The following is a 26,321-nucleotide window of genomic DNA, read 5'->3' as shown; positions in this document are numbered from 1 at the left end:
GGCGATGAACGCGCAAATCAGCGAAGAAGTTCACGCCCTGTGCCGGCGCTATCAGGCGCTGGCGCTGAACGAAGATCCAACCACCCTGACGATCGCCCTCAACGAAGAGGCGCCGCAAGGGCTGCTGGCGGCGCTGCGTTTCGCCACCGGCAAGCGCATCCATCTGGAGCAATGGCCGGCGGCCAGGCTGGAGCAGGCGCTGAACCAACGCCAGGAACCGCTGCCGGCGCCGCTGGCGGCCGAAGAAGACAGCGCCGACATCGCCTACCCCGACGACGGCGACGCGCCGGTGGTGCAGTTCATCAACCAGACGCTGCGCCTGGCCATTCAGCGTCGCGCCTCGGACGTCCACTTCGAGCCCTTTCGGCAGCATTTTCGCATTCGCCTGCGCATCGACGGCGTGCTGCAAACCCTCGCCTCGCCGTCACCCCAGCTGACCGCACGCCTCATCGCCCGGCTGAAGATCCTCGGCCAGCTGGATATCGCCGAGCGCCGTCAGCCTCAGGACGGGCAGCTCAGCCTGACGTTGGACGGCGCGCGCTATGCCATGCGTATCGCCACTCTGCCGACGCTACACGGCGAAAAGGTGGTGCTGCGCGTTCAGCAGGGCGAACAGCAGGAGCTGCCGCTGGATCAACTGGGCATGAGCCGAGCGGATCTGGCGCGCTACGCGGCGGCGCTGGCCTGCCCGCAAGGTTTGATCCTGGTGACCGGCCCGACCGGCAGCGGCAAGACGGTAACGCTGTACAGCGGCCTGCGCCAGTTGAACGATGCGCAAAGCAACCTGTGCAGCGTCGAAGATCCTGTCGAGATACCGCTGTTCGGCGTCAATCAAACCCAGATCAACGCCAAAACCGAGCTGAGCTTCGCCCGGGTGCTGCGCGCCCTGCTGCGCCAGGATCCGGATGTCATCATGATCGGCGAGATCCGCGATGCGGAAACCGCCGAGATCGCGGTCAAGGCCGCGCAAACCGGCCACCTGGTGCTGTCGACGCTGCATACCAACTCCACCGGCGAAACCCTGACGCGCCTGATGCACATGGGTATCCCCGGCTACCTGCTCGCCGGCTGCCTGAAGCTGGTCATCGCGCAGCGGCTGGTGCGCAGGCTGTGTCGCCACTGCCGCTACCCGCACAGCCAGCCGACGCATTTTCCTGCCTCGGTCTGGCCGGAGCCGCTGACCGCCTGGCGCGCCGACGGCTGCGAGCATTGCTTCGGCGGCTACTATGGGCGCATCGGCGTGTATGAGCTGTTGGCCATTACGCCGGAAATACAGGCGGCGTTGCTGGCGAACGCCGCGCCCAGCCGGCTGGCGGATATCGCCCGCGAACAGGGGCAGCTTTCGCTGCTGCAGGCGGGCCTGGCGCTGGCCAGCGAAGGCGCGACCTCGCTGGAAGAGCTGTACCGCGTGATCGACGTCGTCCAGCTCGGCGTAACCGCGCCATGAAAGCGCGCCGGCTGTTTCTGTGGCAGGCTTTCGACGCCCAGGGTGCCCTGCGCCACGGCGAACTGATGAGCGATGAAAAACGGCAGGTGAGCCGGTTACTGATTGAGCAAGGTATGCAACCCTGGCGGATCGGGCACGGCAAACGCGTCACGCCCGGCCAGTGGCGCGGAGAACCTTTGATCCACTTCACCCGCCAACTCGCCACCCTGCTGCAGGCCGGGTTGCCGCTGGTCAATACGCTGCAGCTTCTGGCGGCAGAGCACCCTTCGGCGGCCTGGCGTTGCCTGTTGCGCCAGTTGGCAGAACAGGTGCGCGAAGGGCAGCCGCTCTCCGAAACCCTTGCCGCGCAGCCAGGCGTTTTTCCACTTATCTATCGCCAACTGATCGCCATCGGCGAGCTAACCGGCAATCTCGATCGCTGCTGCCTGCAGCTGGCGCAGCAGCAGGAAGCCCAATTGCTGCTGCGCCGCAAAGTGACCAAAGCGCTGCGCTATCCCCTCTTCATCTGTGCGGTTGCGCTGCTGGTCAGCGTGCTGATGCTGGTGATGGTGCTGCCGGAATTCGCCAAGGTTTATCAGTCGTTCGATGCGCCGCTACCCTGGTTTACCCAAGGGTTATTGGGGTTGTCAGCGCTGCTGATCGCCGTTGGCCCCTATTTGGCGCTGCTGCTCGGCGCATTGCTGTTCGGCTATTGCCGCTGGCTGCATCCGCGCCCGCCGTGGCGCCGACGTGAGCAGGCCGCCTTGCTGCGCCTGCCGCTGATCGCCCGGCTGGTGAGCGGCGGCGCGCTGAGCCAAACCTTTCGTATTCTGACCATGACCCAACGCGCGGGGCTGACGCTGGTGGAAGGCTTGAACGCGGCGGTGCTGGCGGCCGACCATCTGCTGTACCGGCAGGCGCTGGAGCAGGTGCAGCGGCAGCTCGCCGAAGGCGAGGCGTTTCATCACGCCCTCGCCCTGCAACCGCTGTTTCCGCCGCTGTGCCGGCAGCTGGTGCGGGTGGGCGAAGAATCGGGCTCGCTGGACGTCTTGCTGGATAAATTGGCGCAGTGGTATGAACGGCAGACGCACGAGCTGGCCGATACGCTGGCGCAAACGCTGGAGCCGCTGCTGATGCTAGTGGTGGGCGGGATTGTCGGCGCTTTGGTGATCGCCATGTACCTGCCTATCTTTCAACTGGGCAGCGTGCTGGGATAAAAAAGAGGATAGCGGGCACCGCAGTACGCGACGCCCGAATGCAAGGTGCGGCTTATTTGCTGCCGAATACGCGGTTTTCCTGCTCCGCCACGCGGATAAAGGTGGTGCGCTTGGTCAGCTCTTTCAGGCGCTCAGCGCCAACGTAGGTGCAAGCAGAGCGCAGGCCGCCGAGGATATCGCGCACGGTAAACTCCACCTCGCCGCGCAGCGGCAGCTTGACGGTTTTGCCTTCGGCCGCGCGATACTCCGCCACGCCGCCGACGTGGCGCTTCATCGCCGACTCGGAGCTCATGCCGTAGAACAGCATGAACTTTTCGCCGTTCTCTTCCACCACGGTGCCTTCACACTCGTCGTGGCCGGCCAGCATGCCGCCCAACATCACGAAGTCAGCGCCGCCGCCGAAGGCTTTAGCGACGTCGCCCGGCACCGAGCAGCCGCCGTCGCTGACGATTTGGCCGCCCAGCCCGTGGGCCGCATCGGCGCATTCGATCACCGCCGACAGCTGCGGGTAGCCCACGCCGGTCTTCACGCGGGTAGTACAGACTGAGCCCGGGCCGATGCCAACCTTAACGATGTCGGCGCCGGAGAGGATAAGCTCTTCCACCATCTCGCCGGTCACTACGTTGCCGGCGCAGATCACGTGATTCGGGCAGGCTTCGCGCGCTTTCTGCAGGAAGGCGACGAAGTGTTCAGAGTAGCCGTTGGCCACGTCGATGCAGATGAATTTCAGCGCCGGAGACAGGGCCAGGATCTGCTGCATTTTGGCGAAGTCGGCTTCGGAGGTGCCGGTGGACACCATCACGTGGCGCAGCACCGATTCCGGCATGCGCTGCACGAAGTCAGCCCATTGCTCGACGCTGTAATGTTTGTGTACGGCGGTGAGAACGTCGAAAGAAGCCAGGGCCTCGGCCATGCGGAAGGTGCCCACCGTGTCCATGTTGGCGGCGATAATCGGCACGCCGGACCAGCTGCAACCTGAATGCTTGAAGGTAAACTGACGTTCCAGTTCAACCTCGGAGCGGCTTTTCAGCGTGGAGCGCTTAGGGCGGATCAACACGTCTTTAAAGCCCAACTTCAAATCTTCTTCAATACGCATGACTTCTGATTTCCTGGTTAATGGCGACGGATCGCAAGGAGGATATTCGAACCTCTGCCCGACGGCTTTCCAGTGGCGCAAAAAGACGGCGGCGAGATTAATGCCAGTTCCAGTGACGCTATCATACGCGCTAATAATCGCCGAACAAGACTGCGAATTCGCCTTTATTTACGCTACAATCCGACAAATTTACCTGCATAATCGCAGTGTGATTGCCCGCTCATTTTTGCCGTGCCGCTGCGCTTTTTCTCGCCGCCCGAACGGTGCCGACGCGCAAGCGCCGCCTGCCGACTTGCACTTCTGCGCGATCGCTTTATGATTCGACTATTATTTTTTTATGAACATCGGATGCACCTAACACCATGGCCTACATTGTTGCGTTGACCGGGGGCATAGGCAGCGGCAAGACGACCGTCGCGAACGCCTTTGCGCGCCACGGCGCAACCCTTGTCGATGCCGACGTGATCGCCCGTCAGGTCGTCGAGCCGGGCACCCCTGCCTTGGCCGCGATCGCCGAACGATTTGGTAATGAAATGTTGCTGCCGGACGGCGCGTTGAACCGTGCTGCGCTGCGTCAGCGCATCTTCAGCCATCCCGATGACAAAACCTGGCTGAACCAGCTGCTGCATCCGCTGATACACCGTGAAACCCAGCGCCAACTGGCGCAGGCCGCCAGCCCGTACGCGCTGTGGGTGGTGCCGCTGCTGGTGGAAAACGGCCTGCAGGATCGCGCCGATCGGGTGCTGGTGATCGACGTCGACGCCGAAACCCAGCTGGCTCGCACCATCGCGCGCGACGGCGTCAGCCGTGAGCAGGCGCAAAGCATTCTCGCCGCCCAGGCCACGCGCCGGCAGCGCCTCGCCGTGGCGGATGACATTATTGACAACAGCGGCGCCGCTCAGGGGATAGAGCCACAGGTCGCCGCACTGCATCGTCGCTACCTTGAACTGGCGGCAACAGCGCCCCAACAGGATTAAACTGCATGAGTGATGTTTCCCCAACCGTTCTCTTTGAACACCCGCTGAACGAAAAAATGCGCACCTGGCTGCGCATCGAATTCCTGCTGCAACAGCTGCACGGCCAACGCGCCCTGAGTGAAACCGCCATCGCCCTCACCTTCTTTCGCACCGTCTCCGACTTGCTCGACGTGCTGGAACGCGGCGAAGTGCGCACCGAACTGCTCAAAGAGCTGGAGCGCCAGCAGCAAAAACTGCTGGCCTGGGCCGATGTGCCGGGCGTGGACATGGCGCTGATCGACCAGCTGCGCGGCCAGTTGAAGTCGCGTGCATCGGCGCTGATGGCGGCGCCGCGCCTCGGCCAGGCGCTGCGTGAAGACCGGCTGATCGGCCTGGTGCGTCAACGGCTGAACATTCCCGGCGGCTGCTGCAGCTTCGATCTGCCGACCCTGCACATGTGGATGCACGCGCCGCAGCAGGATCGCGACGCCGACGTCGCCACCTGGCTGCAGTCGCTGGATCCGCTGAACCAGGCGCTGACCATGGTGCTGGATCTGATCCGCCAGTCCGGGCCGTTCCGCAATCAAATCAGCCTGAACGGCTTTTTCCAGGATAATGCCGAAGGGGCAGATCTGCTGCGCCTGCGCCTCCATCTGGCGCCGCAGCTTTATCCGCAGATTTCCGGCCACAAGACCCGCTATGCCATTCGTTTCCTGCCGCTGGACAGCGAAAATGGCGTGGTGCCTGAACGCCTGACGTTCGAACTGGCCTGTTGTTGAACTTCTGAAAGAAAGCCTTCTCAGCACTGACAGAAGGCGTAAGGAACCGTTATGACGACCGTAGTAAAATGCCCAACCTGTGGCACCGGCGTGGTTTGGGGTGAAGTCAGCCCGTTCCGGCCGTTTTGCAGCAAGCGCTGCCAGCTGATCGATCTCGGCGAGTGGGCCGATGAAGAGAAGCGCATTCCGAGCAACAGCGATCTGTCGGAAAGCGAAGACTGGAGTGAAATGGACGATCGCTGATCGCCCACGGTTGGCCTGGCGGGCGCCAGGCCACGCTTGTCATTGCGCGGCGTTCGCCTGCGCCACCAACAGTCGGATGATGCCGACGTTGGCTTCCGGGAATTCGTCTTCACGCAGATCCGCCTGTTTTACCCAGCGCATCGGTTGCCCTTCACGGCCGAACGGCTCGCCTGCCCAGGCCTCCACCAGATAAAAATTCAGCGTCACGATGCGATCGCTGAAGCGATGCTCCACCACCTCCAGCAGCTCGGCACGTTCGGCTTCGATACCGGTCTCTTCCCGCAGCTCGCGGCTCAGCGCCTGTTCCGGCGTTTCACCCTGTTCGATCTTGCCGCCGGGAAACTCCCAGAACCCGGCCATATGCGCGTCGGCGGCGCGGCGGGTAATAAAGATCTCCCGTTGCGCATTGCGGATGATGCCCACGGCGATATTCAGATGTTTCATCTCACCCTCCTGATGGGTGTCAAAAAACAGGGGCTCAGCAAGCTGAACCCCTGGTGTTATCGGTTAACCGCGGCCGGCATTACTGCAGGCGGCCGTGGCACTGCTTGTATTTCTTGCCGGAGCCGCATGGGCATGGATCGTTGCGGCCCACTTTACGCTCGGCGGTCGCCGGCGCGTTCGGATCTTCGGTCACCAGCGCGTTCTCGTCGTGGTGGCTCAACTGTTGGTGCTGCGCCAGGCGCTCGGCCTCTTCACGGCGCTGCTGTTCCAGCGCTTCCACCTCTTCCGGCATCCGCACCTGAACCTTGCTCAGCACGCTGATCACTTCATATTTCAGCGATTCCAGCATGGTGGCGAACATGTTGAAGGATTCGCGCTTGTACTCCTGCTTCGGATCCTTTTGCGCATAACCGCGCAGGTGGATACCCTGACGCAGGTAGTCCATCGCCGCCAGGTGCTCTTTCCACAGGGAATCCAGCGTCTGCAGCATCACGCCCTTCTCGAAGTTGCGCATCATTTCGCTGCCGACCACGTCTTCCTTACGCTGGTATTGCTCTTTGGCGTTCTCCAGAATGCGTTCGCGCAGCGTCTCTTCGTGCAGCTCCGGCTCTTTGTCCAGCCATTGTGCGATCGGCATCTCCAGATCGAAGTCGTTCTTCAGGCGCTCTTCCAACCCCTGAATGTCCCACTCTTCTTCCAGCGACTGCGGCGTGATGTAGTTGTCGATGGTGCTCTTGAACACGTCCTCGCGGATGCTGGCGATGGTTTCGCTCACGTCGGACACGTCCAGCAATTCGTTACGCTGGCTGTAGATGGCGCGGCGCTGATCGTTGGCGACGTCGTCGTATTCCAGCAGCTGCTTACGGATGTCGAAGTTGCGGCTCTCTACCTTGCGCTGGGCGTTGGCGATCGCCTTGGTCACCCACGGGTGCTCAATCGCTTCGCCTTCTTTCATACCCAGTTTACGCATCATGCCGGACACGCGATCCGAAGCGAAGATACGCATCAGGGCATCTTCCATCGACAGGTAGAAGCGGGATGAACCGGCATCGCCCTGACGACCGGAACGGCCGCGCAGCTGGTTATCGATACGGCGCGATTCATGGCGCTCGGTGCCGATGATATGCAGGCCGCCTGCCGCCAGCACCGCGTCGTGGCGTTCTTTCCAGGCGGCTTTGATGGCTTCGATCTGCTCTTCGGTTGGCGCTTCCAGCAGCGCCACTTCGGCCTGCCAGCTGCCGCCCAGCACGATATCGGTACCACGGCCCGCCATGTTGGTGGCGATGGTCACCGCGCCGCTCTGGCCGGCCTGGGCGACGATATCCGCTTCCATGGCGTGGAATTTGGCGTTCAGCACCTTGTGCTCGATGCCCGCTTTGGTCAGTTCGCGGGAAACCACTTCGGATTTCTCGATCGAGATGGTACCCACCAGCACCGGCTGGCCTTTGGCGGTACGCTCGCGGATGTCTTCGATGATGGCGCCGATCTTCTCTTTCTCGGTCATATATACCAGATCCGGCATGTCCTTACGGATCATCGGACGGTTGGTTGGCACCACGATGGTGTCCAGCTTGTAGATCGAGCTGAATTCGAAGGCTTCGGTATCAGCGGTACCGGTCATCCCCGCCAGCTTCTCGTACAGACGGAAGTAGTTCTGGAAGGTGATCGAAGCCAGCGTCTGGTTCTCGTTCTGGATCTCCACGCCTTCTTTGGCTTCCACCGCCTGGTGCAGGCCGTCGGACCAGCGGCGGCCCTGCATGGTACGGCCGGTGTGTTCGTCGACGATGATCACTTCGCCGTCTTTCACGATGTAGTCAACGTCGCGGGTGAACAGCACGTGGGCGCGCAGCGCGGCGGTAACGTGGTGCATCAGCATGATGTTGGTCGGCGAGTACAGCGACTCGCCCTCATCCATGATGCCGGCTTCCACCAGCATCTCTTCGATCAGGATCAGGCCGCGTTCGGTCAGGTGGACCTGGCGCGCCTTCTCATCCACCGAGAAGTGCCCTTCACCCTTGAAGGTGTCGGAGTCTTCTTTTTCCTGGCGGATCAGTTTAGGGATCAGCTTGTTGACCTTGATGTACATCTCGGAGCTGTCTTCGGCCGGGCCGGAGATGATCAGCGGCGTACGCGCTTCATCGATCAGGATGGAGTCCACCTCATCCACCAGCGCATAGTGCAGTTTGCGCTGCACGCGCTCTTCCGGGCTGAACGCCATGTTGTCGCGCAGGTAGTCGAAACCGTATTCGTTGTTGGTGCCGTAGGTGATGTCGGCGGCGTAAGCTTCACGCTTGGCCGGCGCCGGCATGCCCGGCAGGTTGATACCGATGCTCAGGCCGAGGAACTCGAACAGCGGACGGTTGTTTTCGGCGTCACGCTGCGCCAGATAGTCGTTGACGGTCACGACGTGCACGCCGCGGCCGCTCAGGGCGTTCAGGTAAGCCGGCAGCGTGGCGGTCAGGGTTTTACCTTCACCGGTGCGCATCTCGGCGATGCAGCGATCGTTCAGCACCATGCCGCCCAGCAGCTGCACGTCGAAGTGACGCATGCCGAACACGCGTTTGCTCGCCTCACGCACTACGGCGAAGGCTTCCGGGATCAGGCTTTCCAGCGATTCGCCCTTCTCCAGGCGCGCGCGGAATTCGTTGGTTTTCGCTTTCAGCTCATCATCGGACAGTTTTTCCATGTCCGGTTCCATGCGGTTGATCTGCTCAACCACTTTGCGCATGCGGCGCAGGGTACGATCGTTACGGCTGCCAAAAACTTTGGTTAATAATTTCACTAACATGATGTTTGATATCTCTGTCATGACGGCCTGACACGGCAGTCAACTTGCTATTATTTATGGTTTTTGTGCCCGAAGGGCGGAGTCAGACGAGCGCGGCAGGCCCGGCGCGAATGCCCTGTACCTGCGCCACCCACAGGCCGGTCTGGTGCCTTGCCAGCGTTGGCAGCACCTCAAGGTGGGTATGGCGAATGATGGTCGGCGGCTTCGGCTCGTGCGTCAGCAGCGCGTTGAGGGTGGACAGCAGCGCCAGTTGCGCCACCTGCAAAGGGGGTTCCGCTTGGGTTTCGCTCTCCTGCACCCGCGCATAAACCGCCTGCGGCGCCAGCGCGAAAGAAAGGTGACGAATGACGGTGCGCAGCGCATGTTGCTGCCAATAATCTACGCTGAAGGTAGGACGGCGGTGCGCGTCCTGCAGCAGGGCCAGGCTGTTGAAGGTACCATTGGCCGCATTTTGCCGGTTAAGGCTGGACGACGTATTCGGCAGTGCGGCCTGATCGGGGGCGCCGGACAAACTGGAAGACGCGCCAAGCGTGGCCGCAACCATCCCTAACAGGAGATGGGGCCAGAAATAACGTCTGCCAAATTGTCGCCAACGATTTAGAATACCGATCACGAGTTTATAATCCGCCGGAGCCCATTATGCGCGATAGCCGTCCACAATTATTAGATGTCCTGTTCGACGACGCGTCTGCCGGCAGCAAAGGGCCGCTGCATAACGTCCAGCAACGCGCGGTGGCGCTGCTCAAGCTTAACCGTGCAGTGAAGGGCCTGTTGCCCGCTCCCCTGCATCCCTGGTGCCGCGTCGCGAATTTCCGACAGGGTATTTTAGTGCTCGAAACGGCAAATGCCAGTTGGATGATGCGCTTGCGCTACGAACAACCCGCTTTGCTGTCTGCACTACGAGCGCAAATTCTACCATCATTGTCGTCGATCGACATCAGGATTAATCCGGCCTTGATGGCGAAAGGCAGCCACCAGGTGCAAAACGCAGAGAAAGCGCCGGAAAAACCGGTGCCGATGCGGCATTTGAGTCTGGAAAGTGCGGAAGAACTGAGAGGATTGGCGAGCCGTAGCCCGGAAAAACTGCGCAAGATATTGGAACGGCTGGCTGCATTGGCCGGAGAGGGTACCAACACAACCAGTCGTGATAAGTAATCAGCGACACAACTGCAAAACATCAGACCGCATCACGAGCCTGAATGCTCAGGCTCTCAGAGGATGCGCCTGCCGTTATTCGCAGCGGGCGAGGAATTCAGACCTTACGCCAATACGGTAGACGGTGCCTTGAATGCCAACGGCATTTCGGCTTCGTCCTGGAAGGTCACGTATTCCCACGCTTCCTGCTTGGCCAGCACGGCCTGCAGCAGTTTGTTGTTCAACGCGTGGCCAGACTTGTACGCGGTAAACGCGCCAATGATGTTGTGGCCGCACATGAACAGGTCGCCGATGGCGTCCAGCATTTTGTGACGTACGAATTCGTCTTCGAAACGCAGGCCGTCTTCGTTCAGCACGCGGTAGTCATCCACCACGATGGCGCAGTCGAAGCTGCCGCCCAGGGCCAGGCCGCGGGACTGCAGGTATTCGATGTCGCGCATGAACCCGAAGGTGCGCGCGCGGCTGATTTGACGCACGAACGACTCAGCCGAGAAATCAAGACGATAGCGCTGAGAGCTGGCGTCGATAGCCGGGTGGTTGAAGTCGATGGTGAAGTCCAGGCGGAACCCGTTATGCGGGGACAGCTCGGCCCATTTGTCGCCATCTTCAACACGCACGGTCTCTTTCAGACGCAGGAATTTCTTCGCCGAGTTCAGTTCTTCGATGCCGGCATCCAGCAGCAAGAACACGAACGGACTGGCGCTGCCGTCCATGATTGGGATTTCAGCGGCGTCGACTTCGATGACGATGTTGTCGATGCCCAACCCAGCCAGCGCGGCGTTGAGGTGCTCAACGGTCGAAATACGCACGTCATGCTCATTCACCAGGCAAGTACAGAGCATGGTATCACGCACGGATTTTGCATCAGCCGGAAAATCAACCGGTGGATTCAAGTCAGTGCGACGATAGATGACCCCGGTATTAGCCGGCGCTGGGCGCATTGTCAGCGTGACTTTCTTGCCGGTATGCAAACCGACGCCAGTCGCCTGAACAATACGTTTTAATGTCCTTTGTTTGATCATCGTTTTATCTCGCAATGTTATCCATCCTACCAGCCAAGCATACAGCATGGCTGGCGGGACAGTTTAGCACAAAGAGCGGAGATTCCAAATTCTCAGGATATTCTTAGTCTGCCTGTTTACGCAGGAAGGCTGGAATATCAAGATAGTCGGGCTCTTTATTCGGTTGCGCAGCTTGGTCGTTGACCACCTTGGCGGCAGGTTTCACTTCCTGCGGCAGAGGCGACATGCCGTGCTGCTGATAACGGTGATCCATCACCGGCTGGCTGGCCTGTTTATTGGTCACCAGGGTGATTTCAGGACGCTTGTCCATACCGATACCGGTTGCAACCACGGTAACGCGCAGTTCGTCGTTCATTTCCGGATCCAGCGAGGTACCGATAACCACGGTCGCGTTGTCGGAAGCGAACGCACGGATGGTGTTACCCACGGTTTCGAACTCATCCAGACGCAGGTCGAAGCCGGCGGTAATGTTGACCAGCACGCCGCGCGCGCCGGACAGGTCGATGTCTTCCAGCAGTGGGCTGGAGATCGCCATTTCGGCAGCTTCTTCGGCACGGTCTTCACCGCAAGCCACGCCGGAACCCATCATCGCGTAGCCCATTTCGGACATCACGGTGCGCACGTCGGCGAAGTCGACGTTCATCAGGCCCGGACGGGTGATCAGCTCGGCGATACCCTGCACCGCGCCTTTCAGCACGTCGTTGGCCGCGCCGAACGCGTCCAGCAGAGAGATGCCGCGCCCCAGAACTTTCAGCAATTTGTCGTTCGGGATGGTGATCAGCGAGTCCACGTGTTTGGACAGCTCAGCGATACCCTGCTCCGCGAATGCCATGCGCTTCTTGCCTTCGAAGTTGAAAGGCTTGGTCACCACGGCCACGGTCAGAATACCCAAATCTTTAGCCACTTCAGCCACCACTGGCGCCGCACCGGTACCGGTACCGCCGCCCATGCCGGCCGCGATGAAGACCATGTCTGCGCCGTCCAGCGCTGCGCGCAGGGCTTCGCGGTCTTCTTCCGCTGAATTGCGACCCACTTCCGGGTTCGCGCCCGCACCCAGACCTTTGGTAATACCGCTACCGATCTGGATGGTTTGGCCAACCGCCGTTTTGCGGAGCGCCTGGGCGTCCGTGTTCACAGCGAAGAATTCAACACCTTCGATGCGCTCGCGCACCATGTGTTCAACGGCGTTGCCACCGCCGCCGCCGACGCCGATGACTTTAATCACCGCGTCATTGGTTAGTTCCATTGGTTCAAACATAGTTTCTCTCCGTTTTGTGCCTGTCGCTGCGAGATCATAAAAAGATTACTCAGCATGATCTCTTTGTTGAAACATTAAAACTCTTTTCTCAGCCAGCTATTGATGCGTTTAAACCAATTGCCCACCGAGGCGCGTTTTTCTACTTCCGTCTCACCGCTCAGGTGAGACTCTTTTCCATAGTGCAGCAGACCTACCGCCGTCGAGTAGTAAGGCTCCTGCGCATAATCCGTCAGACCCGTGATGTTCAAGGGTTGGCCGATGCGTACCTGGGTGTGGAACACCCGTTGCGCACAGGCTGCCAGGCCATCAATCTGGGCGGCGCCACCGGTCAGCACGATACCTGCCGCCAGATGATGCTTCACCCCTTGCTGACGCAGTTGCTCCTGCAATTGCAAAATTTCATCGTTAACCAGATTCAACAGTTCGGTGTAGCGTGGCTCAATGACTTCAGCCAGCGTCTGTCTTTGCAGACTGCGCGGAGGACGTCCCCCGACGCTAGGCACCTCTACATTCTCATCCTTGCTAACAATCGACCCAAGCGCACAGCCGTGTCGAACTTTAATCGCTTCCGCGTCGGTCGGCGGCGTGCCGAAGGCGTAGGCGATATCGCTGGTGACCACGTTCCCGGCATAAGGGATCACTTTGGTGTGGCGCAGCGCACCGCCGGTGTACACCGCCATATCCATGGTGCCGCCGCCGATATCCACCACGCAAACGCCGAGTTCGCGTTCATCTTCGGTCAGCACCGCGTAGCTCGCGGCCAGACCGGCGAAAATAAGTTGGTCAACTTTCAGGCCGCAACGTTCCACGGCCTTGACGATGTTCTTCGCCATATCGTTATGGCAGGTAATCAGATGCACCTTGGCCTGCATGCGCACGCCGGACAGCCCAACCGGGTTTTTGATGCCTTCCTGATAATCGATGGCGTATTCCTGAGGAATCACGTGCAGAATGCGGTGTTCGTCGCGCACGCGCACCGATTTGGCGGTGTGCACCACGTTCTCCACGTCGTCCTGCGTCACTTCCTCTTCCGAGATCGGCACCATGCCGATTTCGTTCTGGCAGCTGATGTGTTTGCCCGACAGCGCCAGATACACCGAGGAAATCTGGCAGTCCGCCATCAGCTCGGCCTGATCGATGGCGCGCTGTACGCACTTCACCACCGACTCCAGGTCGTTTACGCCACCCTTATCCATACCGCGAGACGGGCAACTGCCCACCCCGATAATGTTGACCATGCCATCGGGCAGAACTTCCCCTACCAACGCGGAGACTTTTGCAGTACCGATCTCCAGTCCAACTACCAGTTTTCTGTCCGTCGACTTGATCATTGTTGTTTTGCCTGTGCCTGATTCTGTTGCTGATTACTGTTTTGCTGACCGCCAAGCGCCTGCGGATCGACCAACACCGGAGCCCACCCTACCGAAGCGCCGGACTCGTAGCGCAGATCGACATAGCTGACACGCTTGCTCTCCGCCTGGCCCTGCTGCTGCAATACCGGGTAAAGCTCGATAAACCGCTGCAAACGCCCATTGCGGTCATCGCGCCCCAGCTCAAGCCGGACATCGTTGTCCAGCGCCAGCTGCCAGGAATGGCGCGCGGTCATCGCCGCCATTTTCAGCGTATATTTGCTGGCCGCCAACGAAGCGCTCATCGCCCGATAGCCTTCCAGCACATCCTGCTCGCTCCCTTCCGGCCCGTAGAGCAGCGGCAGCTTCTGCTTGCCCGCCCGCTCCGCCGGCACGCTGAACGCTTTGCCCTCGGCGTCCACCATGTGCAAATCGTTCCAGCGCGCCACCGGGACGTACTCCACCAGATGGATCTTCAGCTCATCCGGCCATTGTTTGCGCACGCTGGCCTGCTTGATCCACGGCAGACGCTCGATCTGCTGCTGGATAACGTCCACATCCTGCGTCATAAAGGTGCCGGGCGCGCCCAGCGCCAGGATCGCCTGACGAATATCATCGTTGGTGGTGTAGTGGCGTTCGCCGGTCACCACCAGCCTTGAGAGCGGCAGGCGACTGGCGTCTTTCATCCAGCCAAGCACCGCCCAACCGCTCCACACGACCGTTCCCAACACCATCAGCAGGAAAATCATTCCCGCCAACTGGGTTCCATTGCTGCGGCGCGGGCCGTTATCCACCTCGCGATCGCGCGCATTCAGGGCAGCTTGCGACATATCAGTCGGCCAACTCCAAAATTCTCGCCACCAACTGCGAGAAGCTTAATCCAAACTGGCGCGCCGCCATCGGCACCAGGCTATGACTGGTCATGCCCGGAGAGGTATTCACCTCAAGCAGATAGAAGCTGCCATCGCTGTCTTGCATCACGTCGACGCGGCCCCAGCCGCTGCAGTCCAGGCCGCGATAGGCGCGCAGCGCCAACGCCGCCATCTCGGCTTCCTGCTCGGCGCTCAAACCGCTCGGGCAGAAGTACTGCGTGTCGTCCGAAATGTACTTGGCCTGATAGTCGTAAAACACGCCGGCCGGCTGGATGCGGATCGACGGCAGCACCTGGTCGCCCAGCATCGCCACGGTATATTCCGGGCCGCTCAGCCATTTCTCCACCAGCACATCGTCGTCATGACGGAAGGCCTCTTCCAGCGCGGCTTCCAACGCGGCGCTCTCGGTGACCTTGCTCATGCCGACGCTGGAGCCTTCGCGGCTCGGCTTGACGATCAGCGGCAGGCCGAGATCCGCCACGCGCGCCAGCAGCGCTGCTTTTTCAGCGCCGAGATACAGCTGGCGATTCAGCGCCACGTAAGGCGCCACCGGCAAGCCCATCGACTGCCACACCATCTTGGTGCGCCATTTGTCCATGGTCAGCGCCGAGGCCATCACGCCGCTGCCGGTATAAGGCAGCTCGAGGAACTCCAGCAGCCCCTGCAGGGTGCCGTCCTCGCCGCCGCGGCCATGCAGCGCGATAAACACTTTGGTGAACCCCTGCTCTTTCAGCTGGGTCACCGGGAAATCGCGGGTATCGACGCCGTGCGCATCGATACCGGCTTCGCGCAACCCGGCCAGCACCGCGGCGCCGGATTGCAGGGAAACGTCACGTTCAGCGGAGGTGCCGCCCAGCAGAACTGCAACTTTATCAGCCATGGTGCTCCTCCTCTTTCTTCGGCGGCTGCAGCTTCAGCTCGGCCAGTTTACGGGCGATTTTGCCCACGTTGCCGGCGCCTTGCACCAGCACCAGGTCTTCATCCTGCAGCAGCTGCGCCAGGGTTTCCGGCACGGTATCGGCATCGGAAACCAGGATCGGATCCAGCTTGCCGCGGCTGCGGATGGTGCGGCACAGCGAACGGCTGTCCGCGCCCGGGATCGGCGCTTCGCCGGCGGCGTACACGTCGAGCATCAGCAGCACATCCACCTGCGACAGCACGTTGGCGAAATCGTCGTACAGATCGCGGGTGCGCGTATAACGGTGCGGCTGGAAGATCATCACCAGACGCTTGTCCGGCCAGCCGGCGCGCGCCGCTTTCAGCGTGGCGTCCACTTCGGTCGGATGGTGGCCGTAGTCGTCCACCAGCATCGCGCTGCCCGCTTTGCCGTTGACCGGCTCCAGCGGGAACTCGCCGAGGAAATCGAAGCGGCGCCCGGTGCCCTGGAAGCCCGCCAGCGCGCGCAGGATATCTTCGTCTTCGATGCCTTCTTCGGTCGCTACCGCTACCGCCGCTGCGGCGTTCAACGCATTGTGGCGGCCCGGCGCGTTCAGCGTCACCGTCAGCAACGGCTTGTCCTGACGGCTCAGGGTAAAGTGCCCCTGCGGCCCAATCTGCCGGTAGTCTTCGATGCGCACATCGGCATCTTCACTGAAGCCATAGGTGGTGATGTGGCGACCCACGCGCGGCAACAGCTCGCGCACTACCGGATCGTCGATGCACATCACCGCGCGGCCGTAGAACGGCAGGTTGTGCAAGAAATTGATAAACGTCTGCTTCAGGTTCTCAAAGTCGCCCTGGTAGGTGTCCATGTGGTCGGCTTCGATATTGGTGACCACGGCCACCATCGGCTGCAGATGCAGGAACGACGCATCGCTCTCATCCGCTTCCGCGATCAGATAACGGCTGGACCCCAGTCGCGCGTGGGTGCCCGCCGCCTTCACCAGCCCGCCGTTGACAAAGGTCGGGTCCAGGCGGGCTTCGGCGTAAATGCTCGAAACCATCGCCGTGGTGGTGGTTTTGCCGTGCGTGCCGGCGATAGCGATGCCGTGGCGAAAACGCATCAGCTCCGCCAGCATCTCTGCGCGGCGGATCACCGGGATGCGCGCTTCACGGGCGGCGACGATCTCCGGGTTGTCGGCGGAGATGGCGGTAGACACCACCACCACGCTCGCATCCAGCACGTTTTCCGGACGGTGATTGAAGTAAATCGTCGCCCCGAGCGCGCTCAACTGTTGGGTGACCGGATTCGGCGCCAGGTCGGAGCCGCTGATCTGATACCCTTCGTTTGCCAACACTTCGGCGATACCACCCATGCCGGCACCACCGATGCCGACAAAGTGAATGTGCCGGACGCGACGCATCTCGGGCACGATAGTACGTAGTTTCGCCAGTTGTTGTGTATTCATCACTCTCTCTAATCCGGATCCGGTACCCCGGCCCTACATCACATTGCTTTTATTCAGGTTCGGCGCACCGAACCCCTGCACTCGTTACTTGGCGAGCCGCACCAGCTCCGCCGCCACGCGCTCGGTGGCGTCCGGAATGGCGACCGCGCGCGCTTTCTCGGCCATGGCCAGCAGCGTCTTGCGATCCCAGCTCGCCAGCAGTTCGGCCACCACATCGGCGTTGAACTGCGGCTGTTCGATAATCTTCGCCGCGCCGGCTTCTTCCAGCGGGCGCGCGTTCCAGTACTGCTGACGATCCTTATGCATGAACGGCACGAAGATCGCCGGCAGCCCCGCCGCCGCGATTTCGCTGACGGTCAACGCGCCGGAGCGGCAGACCACCACGTCGGCCCAGGCGTAGGCGGCGGCCATGTCGTCGATGAACTCGGTCACCTTGTGCTGCGTCTGCCCTACCCTTTCGTAGTCGCGCAGCACCGTTTCCAGCGCGCCTTTGCCAACCTGATGCCAGAGCGTAATTCTATCGCCCAAACGCGCCGCGACTTCAGGAACTGTCTGATTCAGCACGCGCGCGCCCTGACTTCCGCCAATCACCAGCACGCGGATCGGGCCTTCGCGCCCCTGCAACCGCTCCGCCGGCAACGGCAGCGCCAACACGTCGGTGCGCACCGGGTTGCCCACCACCTCGGCGTTCGGGAACGCACCGGGGAAGGCCTGCATCACTTTGGCGGCGATGCGCGCCAGCCAGCGGTTGGTCAAGCCGGCGATGCCGTTCTGCTCGTGCAGCACCACCGGGATGCCGCACTGCCAGGCCGCCAGGCCGCCGGGGCCGGAAACGTAACCGCCCATCCCCAGCACCACATCCGGCTGATAGCTGCGCATGATGGCTTTCGCCTGGCGCACCGCCTGCCAGATCCGCAGCGGCGCAGTCAGCTGGGCCTTCAGGCCTTTGCCGCGCAGGCCGGAGATGCGGATAAAATCAATCTCGATCCCGTGCTTCGGCACCAGATCGGCTTCCATTCGGTCTGCGGTTCCGAGCCAGCGCACCTGCCAGCCCTGCGCCATCAGATGATGCGCGACCGCCAGCCCCGGGAACACGTGCCCGCCGGTACCGCCTGCCATCACCATTAAACGCTTAGGTTTCCCGCTCATCCCTTACCTCTTCACAAACGCCTGAGCCTTGGTCAGGCGCGTTTCATAATCAATTCGCAGCAACAGCACGATGGCCGTCGACATAATCAGCAAGCTTGAACCGCCGTAACTGATCAGCGGCAGCGTCAGACCTTTGGTCGGCAGCATGCCCGCCGCGGCGCCGACGTTAACCAGCGCCTGGAAGCTGAACCATACGCCGATCGCGCAGGCCAGGAAGCCGGAGAAGCGTTGGTCGATCTCCAGCGCGCGGCGCCCGATGGACATCGCGCGAAAAGCGACGAAGAATACCATTAACAGGGCTAAAACCACACCGATATAGCCCAGTTCTTCACCCAAAATGGAGAAGATGAAGTCGGTGTGCGCTTCCGGCAAATACTCGAGTTTCTGCACCGAGTTGCCGAGCCCCTGCCCCCAGAACTCGCCGCGGCCAAACGCCATCAGCGACTGGGTCAGCTGGTAGCCGCTGCCGAACGGGTCGGCCCACGGGTTCCAGAACGAGGTCACGCGGCGCATACGGTACGGTTCCGCGATGATCAGCAGCACCACGGCGAACACGCCGGAGCCGATGATCGCCAGGAATTGCCACATTTTCGCGCCGGCCAGGAACAGCATCGCCAGCGTGGTGATGAACAGCACCACCACGGTACCGAGGTCCGGCTGCGCCAGCAGCAGCACCGCCAGCACCACCATCACGCCCATCGGCTTGCAGAAGCCCCAGAAGTTGCTGCGCACCTCTTCCACCTTGCGCACCAGATAGCTCGCCAGGTAGCAGAACAGCGACAGCTTGGACAGCTCCGCCGGCTGAATACGCAGCGGGCCGAGCGCGATCCAGCGCGAGGCCCCGTTTACCGAGCTCCCCACCACCAGCACGATCAGCAGCATCACGATCGACATCAGCAGCATCACGTTGCTGTAACGCTGCCAAACTTCCATCGGGATACGCAGCGTCACCAGCGACAGACCGAACGCCAGGCCGAGGTACAGCGCGTCACGTTTGGCGAACAGGAACGGATCGTCCGCCAGGCGTTGGCCGATCGGCATCGACGCCGAGGTCACCATCACGAAGCCGATGATCGCCAACCCGAAGGTCAGCCACAGCAGGGTGCGATCGTACAGCACCATGTTGACCGCATCGTTGTCGCGCGCGCCGGTCACCCAGTCTTTCATCCGTTCTGTCAGCCCGAAGTTCGGCAAGCGTAGTTTCATCCGCCAAGCTCCTGCGCCAGGCGGGCGAACTCATCGCCGCGCACTTCAAAATTACGGAACTGATCGAGACTGGCGCAGGCCGGCGACAGCAATACCATGTCGCCGGGCTGTACGCGGCCGGCGATGGTGCGCATCGCCTGCTCCATGGTCTCGGTCAGCGTCGCCACCTCCGGCCGCAGCTGTGCCAGCTGGGCGCCATCGCGGCCAAAGCAGTACAGACGCACGTTGTCGCCCTGCAGATAGCGCGCCAGCGGCGAGAAATCGGCGGACTTGCCGTCGCCGCCCAGCAGCAGATGCAGCGTGCCGTCTACCTGCAGGCCGTTCAGCGCCGCTTCGGTGCTGCCGACGTTGGTGGCTTTGGAATCGTTGATCCAACGCACGCCGTTGTTCTCCCAGGCCAGCTGGAAGCGGTGCGCCAGGCCGGTGAAGGTGGTCAGCGCCTTCAGGCTGGACGCGCGCGGAATATTGACCGCATCCGCCAACGCCAGCGCCGCCAGGGCGTTGGTGTAATTGTGGCGGCCGGTCAGCTTCATCTCGCGCGTATTCAGCACCTTCTCACCGCGCACCCGCAGCCAGGTTTCGCCCTGCTGACGGTTCAGGTGATAGTCGCCCACGTCGGCGCCGAAGCTGACGCAGCGCGCGTCGGCGCCGCGCACCGGCATGGTCAGCGCGTCGTCGGCGTTCACCACGCACACCGCGGCGTTTTCATACACGCGCAGCTTGGCGCCGCGATACTGCTGCAGGCCGAACGGATAGCGATCCATATGATCTTCGGTCACGTTCAGGATGGTCGCCGCCGCCGCTCGCAGGCTATACGTCGTTTCCAACTGGAAGCTGGACAACTCCAGCACGTAAAGCTGGCATTCCTGACGCAGCAGGCTCAGCGCCGGCAGGCCGATATTGCCGCCCACGCCCACCGCCCAACCGGCGGCTTTCGCCATCTCGCCCACCAGGGTGGTGACGGTGCTTTTACCGTTGGAGCCGGTGATCGCCACGATCGGCGCCTGCGCTTCACGGCAGAACAGTTCGACGTCACCGACGATTTCCACGCCGGCGTCCGCCGCGGCGCTCAATGCCGGGGTCGCCAGTGCGACGCCCGGACTGGCGACGATCAGATCCGCCGCCAGCAGCCAGTCCTGATTCAGATCGCCCAGATGGCGCTCCACGCTTTCAGGCAGTTTGTCCAACCCTGGCGGCGCGATACGGGTATCCATCACGCGCGGCGTCACGCCGCGCGCCATGAAGAAATCGACACAGGACAGGCCGGTGAGGCCCAACCCGATGATGACGACTTTTCTACCCTGATAGTCTGCCATGATTAACGCACCTTCAGCGTTGCCAGGCCAATCAGCACCAGCATCAGCGAAATGATCCAGAAGCGCACGATAACGCGCGGTTCCGGCCAGCCTTTCAATTCATAGTGGTGGTGAATCGGCGCCATGCGGAAAATGCGTTGCCCGCGCAGCTTGAACGATCCCACCTGCAGGATCACCGACAGCGTCTCTACCACGAACACGCCGCCCATGATCACCAACAAGAACTCCTGGCGCAGCAGCACCGCGATGGTGCCCAGCGCGCCACCCAGCGCCAACGACCCGACGTCACCCATAAACACCTGGGCCGGGTAGGTGTTGAACCACAGGAACCCGAGGCCGGCGCCGACGATGGCGGTACATACGATCACCAGCTCACCGGCATGACGCAGATACGGAATATGCAGGTAGTTGGCGAAGTTCATGTTACCGGTCGCCCAGGCCACCAGCGCAAAGCCGGCCGCCACGAATACCGTCGGCATGATCGCCAAGCCGTCCAGGCCATCGGTCAGGTTGACCGCGTTGCTGGTGCCGACGATGACGAAATAGGCCAGCAGGATATACAGCAGGCCCAGCTGCGGCATCACGTCCTTAAAGAACGGCACAACCAGCTCGGTGGCTGGCGTGTCTTTTCCTACGGCGTACATGGCGAATGCGACAATCAGCGCAATCACCGACTGCCAGAAATACTTCCAGCGGGCGATCAGCCCTTTGGTGTCCTTACGCACCACCTTGCGGTAGTCGTCGACGAAGCCGACGATGCCGTACCCCACCAGCACGAACAGCACGCACCAGACATACGGGTTGGACGGGTAAGCCCACATCAGCACCGAAATGGTGATGGAGGTCAGGATCATGATGCCGCCCATGGTCGGCGTGCCGCGCTTGCTGAAGTGCGACTCGGGGCCGTCGTTACGCACCACCTGGCCGAAGGACATTTCTTGCAGGCGCTTGATCACCCGCGGGCCCATCCACAGCGACAGGAACAGCGCGGTCAGCAGGCTGACAATGGCTCGGAACGTCAGATAAGAAAAGACGTTGAAGCCTGAGTAATACTTGACCAAATGCTCGGCCAGCCAAACTAACATGGTGCTTTCTCCTGTAACGCGCGTACTACCTGCTCCATTGCGGCACTACGTGAACCTTTGATTAACACGGTAATGACCGCATGTTCCGACAGTAATTCCGCCACGCGCGCGATCACTGCTGTCTTGTCCTGATAATGTTCGCCGTTGCCGGAGGCTTCGCTCAGCACGCGGCTCAAACCGCCGACGCTGATTACTTTGTCGACCCCGGCCAGACGGGCGGCTTCGCCCACCTGACGGTGACACTCTTCCGCTTCCGCACCCAGCTCGGCCATATCGCCGACCACCATCACGCGGTAGCCCGGCATCTCTGCCAGCACCTGCGCCGCCGCGGTCATCGACCCGACGTTGGCGTTATAGCTGTCGTCCAGCAGCAGCTTGCCTTCGGCCAGCGCCACCGGGAACAGACGCCCCGGCACCGCCTGCAGCTGTTTCAGCCCCTGACGCACCGCTTCGAGGGTGGCGCCCACCGACATCGCCAGCGCCGTCGCCGCCAGCGCATTGGCCACGTTGTGGCGCCCCGGCAGCGGCAGCGCGATCTCGGCGGTGCCGAACGGGCTGTGCAGCGTGAACTGCGTGCCCGCGCCGTTTACCCGCACGTCGTCCGCGAAGAAGTCCACGCCTGCGGCGGCCTGCGGCGAGAAGCGCCAGACGGTTTTGCCGCCCAGCATGCTCTGCCAGTGCGGCCAGTCGTTGTTATCGGCGTTGATGATCGCCACGCCGTCGGCCGGCAGGCCGGTAAAGATTTCACCTTTCGCCTGGGCGACGCCGGCCAGCGAGCCAAAGCCTTCCAGGTGAGCCGCCGCCAGGTTGTTCACCAAAGCGGTCTGCGGCCGCGTCAATGCGGTGGTGTAAGCAATTTCGCCAATGTGGTTAGCGCCCAGCTCTATCACGGCAAAATCATGCTGCGGTTCCAGACGCAGCAACGTCAGCGGCACGCCGATGTCGTTATTGAAGTTGCCGGCGGTATACAGCACTTCGCCGCATTCGCGCAGAATGGCGGCGGTCATTTCTTTCACCGATGTCTTGCCCGAGGAGCCGGTCAGCGCCACCACGCGCGCCGGCACCTGCTGACGCACCCAGGCGCCAAGCTGCCCCAGCGCCAGACGGGTGTCTTGCACCACCAGCTGCGGCACGTCCACCAATAAGCGCTTACTGACCAGCAGCGCCCCGGCGCCTGCGGCTACGGCATCCGCCGCGAAGTCGTGAGCGTCGAAACGCTCGCCTTTCAGCGCCACAAACAGGCAACCGGCGGTCACCTTGCGGGTGTCTGTCGTCACCTCGACAATTTGGCAATCGGCGCCAATCAGCTCAGCGCTCAATACCTCAGCCAGTGTCTGAAGAGAGACAGGGATCATGCCAGCACCCCCAGCAGTCGGGCGACCGTCGTGCGGTCGGAGTAATCCAGGCGGCGGTTGCCTACCAATTGGTAATCTTCGTGGCCTTTGCCCGCCACCAACACCACATCCTGTTCCTGCGCCTGCATGATGGCGCTGGTTACCGCTTCGGCGCGGCCGTGGATCACCAGCGCCTGCCCGGCGTCCAGCAATCCGGTCAGGATATCGTTGATAATCGCGCGCGGCTCTTCGGTACGCGGGTTGTCATCGGTGATCACCACGCGATCGGCGAACTGTTCGGCGATGCCGCCCATCAGCGGACGCTTGCCCTTGTCGCGATCGCCGCCGCAGCCGAACACGCACCACAGCTGCCCCTGGCAGTGCAGGCGCGCGGCTTCCAGCGCTTTTTCCAGCGCATCCGGCGTGTGGGCGTAATCCACCACCACCGTCGGTTTGCCCGGCGCGTTAAATACTTCCATGCGGCCACAGACCGGCTGCAGACGGCTGCCGGTTTCCACCAGCGCCTCCAGCGGATAGCCCAGCGACAGCAGCGTCGCCAAGGCCAACAGCAGGTTGCTGACGTTGAACGCGCCCATCAGGCGGCTTTCGATCTCGCCGTCGCCCCAGCTGGAGCTGAAGCGAACGGTGGCGCCGTTGTCGTGATAGTCGACCGCCGTGGTTTTCAGCCAGCGGCCGTGGCCGCCCGGCTGCAGGTTGCCCTGCATCGTCACCGCCACCGCATCCGGCAGCTTGCTCAGCCAGCGCTGACCGACTTCATCGTCGGCGTTGATGATCGCCTGCCCCACGCTGTGGGCGGCGAACAGCGACCATTTGGCCGCCTCGTAATTGGCCATATCACCGTGGTAATCCAGGTGATCGCGGCTCAGGTTGGTGAAGACCGCCGCGGCGAACGGCAGCGCCGCCACCCGGTGTTGCACCAGACCGTGGGAAGAAACTTCCATGGCGGCGAAGGTCGCGCCCTGTTCCGCCAGCTCGTTTAATACGTGTTGAACATCCACCGCAGAACCGGTGGTATTCTCGGTCGGGCACACCTGGCCCAGCAGGCCGTTGCCGACGGTGCCCATCACCGCGCTGGTTTCGCCCAGCAGTTGGCTCCACTGCGCCAGCAGCTGCGTAGTGGTGGTTTTGCCGTTGGTGCCGGTCACGCCGACCAGACGCAGACGCTCGCCCGGCTGGTGGTAAAAACGCCCGGCCAGCGCGGAAAGGCGCTGGTTCAGTTGGCTCAGGTAGATCACCGGCACGCCGTGCATTTCAACGATGGCGCCGTCTTCGGCCTGACCGTCAGCTTCGGCGATCACGGCGGAGACGCCCTGCGCGATGGCCTGCGGAATATAGCGGCGTCCATCCGTTTGATGGCCGACAACGGCGACAAACAGATCCCCGGCAGCCGCCACACGGCTGTCTAATGTCATTTCCCGCAGCGCGCGCCCGGGTGCCGTCGGCACCCACGGGGCGAGTAAGTCGCGCAAATTACGATCTGCCACCTGAACCCTCTTTCTTGTTAATCACTAATTCGCTTTTGTCACCGGTAGGCAACGCGTCAGGCTCGACGTTCATGGTGCGCAATACGCCGCCCATGATGGCACCGAACACCGGCGCGGAGATTGCGCCACCATAGTATTTCCCACCCTGCGGGTCGTTGATGACGACCACCAGGGCAAAACGGGGGTTACTTGCCGGCGCGACGCCGGCGGTATAAGCGATGTATCGGTTGACGTATTTGCCGTCCGGGCCCACTTTTTTCGCGGTACCGGTTTTGATGGCGATACGGTATCCCTTGATGGCGGCTTTCACGCCGCCGCCGCCCGGCAGGGCCACGCTTTCCATCATGTGCACCACGGTGCGCACCAGAGGTTCAGGGAAAACGCGCTCGCCGGCGACCGGAGGGTCAACCTTGGTGATCGACAATGGGCGATATACGCCCAGGCTGCCGATCGTTGCATAGACTCGCGCCAACTGTAACGGAGTTACCATCAGCCCGTAGCCGAAAGAGAAGGTGGCCCTCTCTATGTCAGACCACCGTTGTTTTTTTGGGTATATGCCACTGCTTTCTCCGACCAGCCCCAAATTGGTCGCTTTTCCCAGCCCAAAACGAGAGTAAGTATCTACTAACGCTGAGGACGGCATCGCTAACGCCAGCTTTGAAACACCGACGTTACTCGACTTCTGCAAGATCCCGGTCAATGACAGCTCCGAGTACCGCGCCACGTCTTTGATCTCGTGGCCCTGAATGCGGTACGGGATGGTGTTCAGCACGCTGTTTTCTCTCACCACGCCGTTTTGCAGCGCGGTCATCACCACCATCGGCTTCACGGTTGAACCGGGTTCAAAAATATCGGTGATAGCACGGTTACGCATGGTCTCTTTCGGCGTACCGGCCATGTTGTTCGGGTTGTAAGACGGGCTGTTGGCCATCGCCAGCACTTCGCCGGTGTTCACGTCGATCAGCACCGCAGTGCCCGACTCGGCCTTGTTGAACGCCACCGCGTTGTTCAGCTCGCGATACACCAGCGCCTGCAGGCGTTCATCGACGCTCAGCACCAGGTTGTGCGCCGCCTGGCTGTCTACGGAGGAAATATCTTCGATGACCCGGCCGAAGCGGTCCTTACGCACCGTTCTCTCGCCCGGTTGCCCGGTCAGCCAGCGGTCGAAGCTCTTCTCGACGCCTTCAATGCCTTGTCCGTCGATGTTGGTCACGCCGATGATGTGCGACGTCACCTGCCCCGCCGGGTAGTACCGGCGCGACTCCTGCCGCAGGTAGATCCCCGGCAGCTTGAGCTTGTGGATGTAGTCGCCGATCGCCGGGTTCACCTGGCGCGCCAGATAAACGAAGCGCCCTTTCGGGTTGGCGTTGATGCGGTTGGAGAGTTGGTCCAGCGGGATGTTCAGCGCATCGGAAAGCGCTTTCCAACGGCTGTCCAGCGTGATACCGCCGCGCTCGTTCAGCTCTTTCGGATCCGCCCACACCGCATTGACCGGCACGCTGACCGCCAACGGACGGCCGGCGCGATCGCTGATCATGCCGCGCGCGGTCGGCACTTCCTGCACGCGCAGCGAACGCATGTCGCCTTCTTTCACCAGACGATCGGGGTTGATGACCTGCAGGTACGCGACGCGCAGCATCAGGCCGACCATCGCCAGCAAAATGCAGCCACACAGCAACGCAAAACGCCAGCTGACAAAGCTGGCCTGATCTTCCTGGCGTCTCAACTTACCGGGGCGCGCTGCTTTCATGCGTTTCCTTTCTACTCCGTGTC

At 61.7% G+C, this 26,321-nt stretch carries 23 protein-coding genes; 6 read left to right on the top strand and 17 right to left on the bottom strand.

Translation table 11 applies throughout. From position 1 onward, the window contains the following. Positions 1-4: 4 nt before the first annotated feature. The gene (gene gspE / locus ACF8MC_RS19255; protein ID WP_060451838.1) at positions 5-1,447 is read left to right on the top strand and encodes a type II secretion system protein GspE; all 1,443 of its coding nucleotides are present in this window, start codon (positions 5-7) and stop codon (positions 1,445-1,447) included. Beyond that, the gene (gene hofC / locus ACF8MC_RS19250; RefSeq protein WP_074026007.1) at positions 1,444-2,643 is read left to right on the top strand and encodes a protein transport protein HofC; all 1,200 of its coding nucleotides are present in this window, start codon (positions 1,444-1,446) and stop codon (positions 2,641-2,643) included. Before gspE ends, hofC begins: the two co-directional genes overlap by 4 nt. 52 nt (positions 2,644-2,695) lie before the next feature. Here the strand turns inward: hofC and ACF8MC_RS19245 are convergent, their stop codons facing one another. Continuing rightward, positions 2,696-3,739 (bottom strand): GMP reductase, encoded by a 1,044-nt coding sequence (locus tag ACF8MC_RS19245; protein ID WP_015376656.1) that lies wholly within the window; start codon positions 3,737-3,739, stop codon positions 2,696-2,698. 362 nt (positions 3,740-4,101) lie between these two features. On the opposite strand from ACF8MC_RS19245, the gene coaE reads away from it, so the two are divergent. Genes coaE through yacG form a run of 3 tightly spaced genes read left to right on the top strand, consistent with a single transcriptional unit; the run spans position 4,102 to position 5,717 of the window. Next, entirely contained in the window at positions 4,102-4,716 is a 615-nt protein-coding gene (gene coaE, locus ACF8MC_RS19240; RefSeq protein WP_033637119.1) for a dephospho-CoA kinase, read from the top strand. Between the two features lie 5 nt (positions 4,717-4,721). After that, entirely contained in the window at positions 4,722-5,474 is a 753-nt protein-coding gene (gene zapD, locus ACF8MC_RS19235; protein ID WP_039568833.1) for a cell division protein ZapD, read from the top strand. Between the two features lie 51 nt (positions 5,475-5,525). Continuing rightward, positions 5,526-5,717, top strand: a complete 192-nt coding sequence (yacG, locus tag ACF8MC_RS19230) for a DNA gyrase inhibitor YacG (RefSeq protein ID WP_004932737.1) — start codon at positions 5,526-5,528, stop codon at positions 5,715-5,717. 39 nt (positions 5,718-5,756) lie between these two features. Here yacG and mutT read toward each other — a convergent pair whose 3' ends face one another. From mutT to secM, 3 genes are all read right to left on the bottom strand, one after another. Then, the gene (gene mutT / locus ACF8MC_RS19225; protein ID WP_033652916.1) at positions 5,757-6,161 is read right to left on the bottom strand and encodes an 8-oxo-dGTP diphosphatase MutT; all 405 of its coding nucleotides are present in this window, start codon (positions 6,159-6,161) and stop codon (positions 5,757-5,759) included. 79 nt (positions 6,162-6,240) lie between these two features. Continuing rightward, positions 6,241-8,949 (bottom strand): preprotein translocase subunit SecA, encoded by a 2,709-nt coding sequence (secA, locus tag ACF8MC_RS19220; RefSeq protein ID WP_049213091.1) that lies wholly within the window; start codon positions 8,947-8,949, stop codon positions 6,241-6,243. Between the two features lie 82 nt (positions 8,950-9,031). Further along, complete coding sequence (secM, locus tag ACF8MC_RS19215) at positions 9,032-9,562, bottom strand: secA translation cis-regulator SecM (RefSeq protein ID WP_049213090.1); 531 nt, start codon at positions 9,560-9,562, stop codon at positions 9,032-9,034. A 26-nt stretch (positions 9,563-9,588) separates the two neighbouring features. On the opposite strand from secM, the gene ACF8MC_RS19210 reads away from it, so the two are divergent. After that, on the top strand, positions 9,589-10,104 hold the full coding sequence (locus ACF8MC_RS19210) for a DUF721 domain-containing protein (protein WP_033637110.1): 516 nt from the start codon (positions 9,589-9,591) through the stop codon (positions 10,102-10,104). Between the two features lie 104 nt (positions 10,105-10,208). Here the strand turns inward: ACF8MC_RS19210 and lpxC are convergent, their stop codons facing one another. From lpxC to ACF8MC_RS19145, 13 genes are all read right to left on the bottom strand, one after another. Further along, positions 10,209-11,126, bottom strand: coding sequence for a UDP-3-O-acyl-N-acetylglucosamine deacetylase (gene lpxC / locus ACF8MC_RS19205; RefSeq protein ID WP_025159644.1), 918 nt, complete (start codon positions 11,124-11,126; stop codon positions 10,209-10,211). A gap of 103 nt (positions 11,127-11,229) precedes the next feature. Beyond that, a complete protein-coding gene (gene ftsZ, locus ACF8MC_RS19200; RefSeq protein WP_004932757.1) occupies positions 11,230-12,384 on the bottom strand; it encodes a cell division protein FtsZ in 1,155 nt (384 codons plus the stop codon). Between the two features lie 74 nt (positions 12,385-12,458). After that, complete coding sequence (ftsA, locus tag ACF8MC_RS19195; RefSeq protein WP_004932758.1) at positions 12,459-13,715, bottom strand: cell division protein FtsA; 1,257 nt, start codon at positions 13,713-13,715, stop codon at positions 12,459-12,461. Continuing rightward, positions 13,712-14,563, bottom strand: coding sequence for a cell division protein FtsQ (ftsQ, locus tag ACF8MC_RS19190; protein ID WP_033637108.1), 852 nt, complete (start codon positions 14,561-14,563; stop codon positions 13,712-13,714). Before ftsQ ends, ftsA begins: the two co-directional genes overlap by 4 nt. Before the next feature lies 1 nt (position 14,564). After that, the gene (locus ACF8MC_RS19185) at positions 14,565-15,485 is read right to left on the bottom strand and encodes a D-alanine--D-alanine ligase (protein ID WP_033641257.1); all 921 of its coding nucleotides are present in this window, start codon (positions 15,483-15,485) and stop codon (positions 14,565-14,567) included. Then, positions 15,478-16,953 carry a UDP-N-acetylmuramate--L-alanine ligase gene (murC, locus tag ACF8MC_RS19180; protein WP_060438123.1) on the bottom strand — a complete coding sequence of 492 codons (1,476 nt, stop codon included), beginning with the start codon at positions 16,951-16,953 and terminating at the stop codon, positions 15,478-15,480. The genes ACF8MC_RS19185 and murC overlap by 8 nt, the downstream gene beginning before the upstream one ends. A gap of 84 nt (positions 16,954-17,037) precedes the next feature. Continuing rightward, positions 17,038-18,102 (bottom strand): undecaprenyldiphospho-muramoylpentapeptide beta-N-acetylglucosaminyltransferase, encoded by a 1,065-nt coding sequence (gene murG, locus ACF8MC_RS19175; RefSeq protein ID WP_004932773.1) that lies wholly within the window; start codon positions 18,100-18,102, stop codon positions 17,038-17,040. 3 nt (positions 18,103-18,105) lie between these two features. Further along, on the bottom strand, positions 18,106-19,308 hold the full coding sequence (gene ftsW / locus ACF8MC_RS19170) for a cell division protein FtsW (protein ID WP_004932776.1): 1,203 nt from the start codon (positions 19,306-19,308) through the stop codon (positions 18,106-18,108). Then, complete coding sequence (murD, locus tag ACF8MC_RS19165) at positions 19,305-20,624, bottom strand: UDP-N-acetylmuramoyl-L-alanine--D-glutamate ligase (RefSeq protein ID WP_033652914.1); 1,320 nt, start codon at positions 20,622-20,624, stop codon at positions 19,305-19,307. Before murD ends, ftsW begins: the two co-directional genes overlap by 4 nt. Positions 20,625-20,626: 2 nt before the next feature. Continuing rightward, positions 20,627-21,709, bottom strand: coding sequence for a phospho-N-acetylmuramoyl-pentapeptide-transferase (gene mraY, locus ACF8MC_RS19160; RefSeq protein ID WP_004932782.1), 1,083 nt, complete (start codon positions 21,707-21,709; stop codon positions 20,627-20,629). Next, positions 21,703-23,064 (bottom strand): UDP-N-acetylmuramoyl-tripeptide--D-alanyl-D-alanine ligase, encoded by a 1,362-nt coding sequence (murF, locus tag ACF8MC_RS19155; RefSeq protein WP_033649202.1) that lies wholly within the window; start codon positions 23,062-23,064, stop codon positions 21,703-21,705. The genes mraY and murF overlap by 7 nt, the downstream gene beginning before the upstream one ends. After that, complete coding sequence (murE, locus tag ACF8MC_RS19150) at positions 23,061-24,548, bottom strand: UDP-N-acetylmuramoyl-L-alanyl-D-glutamate--2,6-diaminopimelate ligase (protein WP_049234067.1); 1,488 nt, start codon at positions 24,546-24,548, stop codon at positions 23,061-23,063. Before murE ends, murF begins: the two co-directional genes overlap by 4 nt. Further along, the gene (locus ACF8MC_RS19145; protein ID WP_004932790.1) at positions 24,535-26,298 is read right to left on the bottom strand and encodes a peptidoglycan glycosyltransferase FtsI; all 1,764 of its coding nucleotides are present in this window, start codon (positions 26,296-26,298) and stop codon (positions 24,535-24,537) included. The genes murE and ACF8MC_RS19145 overlap by 14 nt, the downstream gene beginning before the upstream one ends. Between the last annotated feature and the right edge of the window lie 23 nt (positions 26,299-26,321).

It is taken from the genome of Serratia sp. LACPHL-BACT-2024-00286 (assembly GCF_043109535.1).
Lineage (GTDB): Bacteria > Pseudomonadota > Gammaproteobacteria > Enterobacterales > Enterobacteriaceae > Serratia > Serratia sarumanii.
The sequence above is the reverse complement of the archived record's forward strand: the minus strand, read 5'-3'. Positions and strand labels throughout refer to the sequence as shown.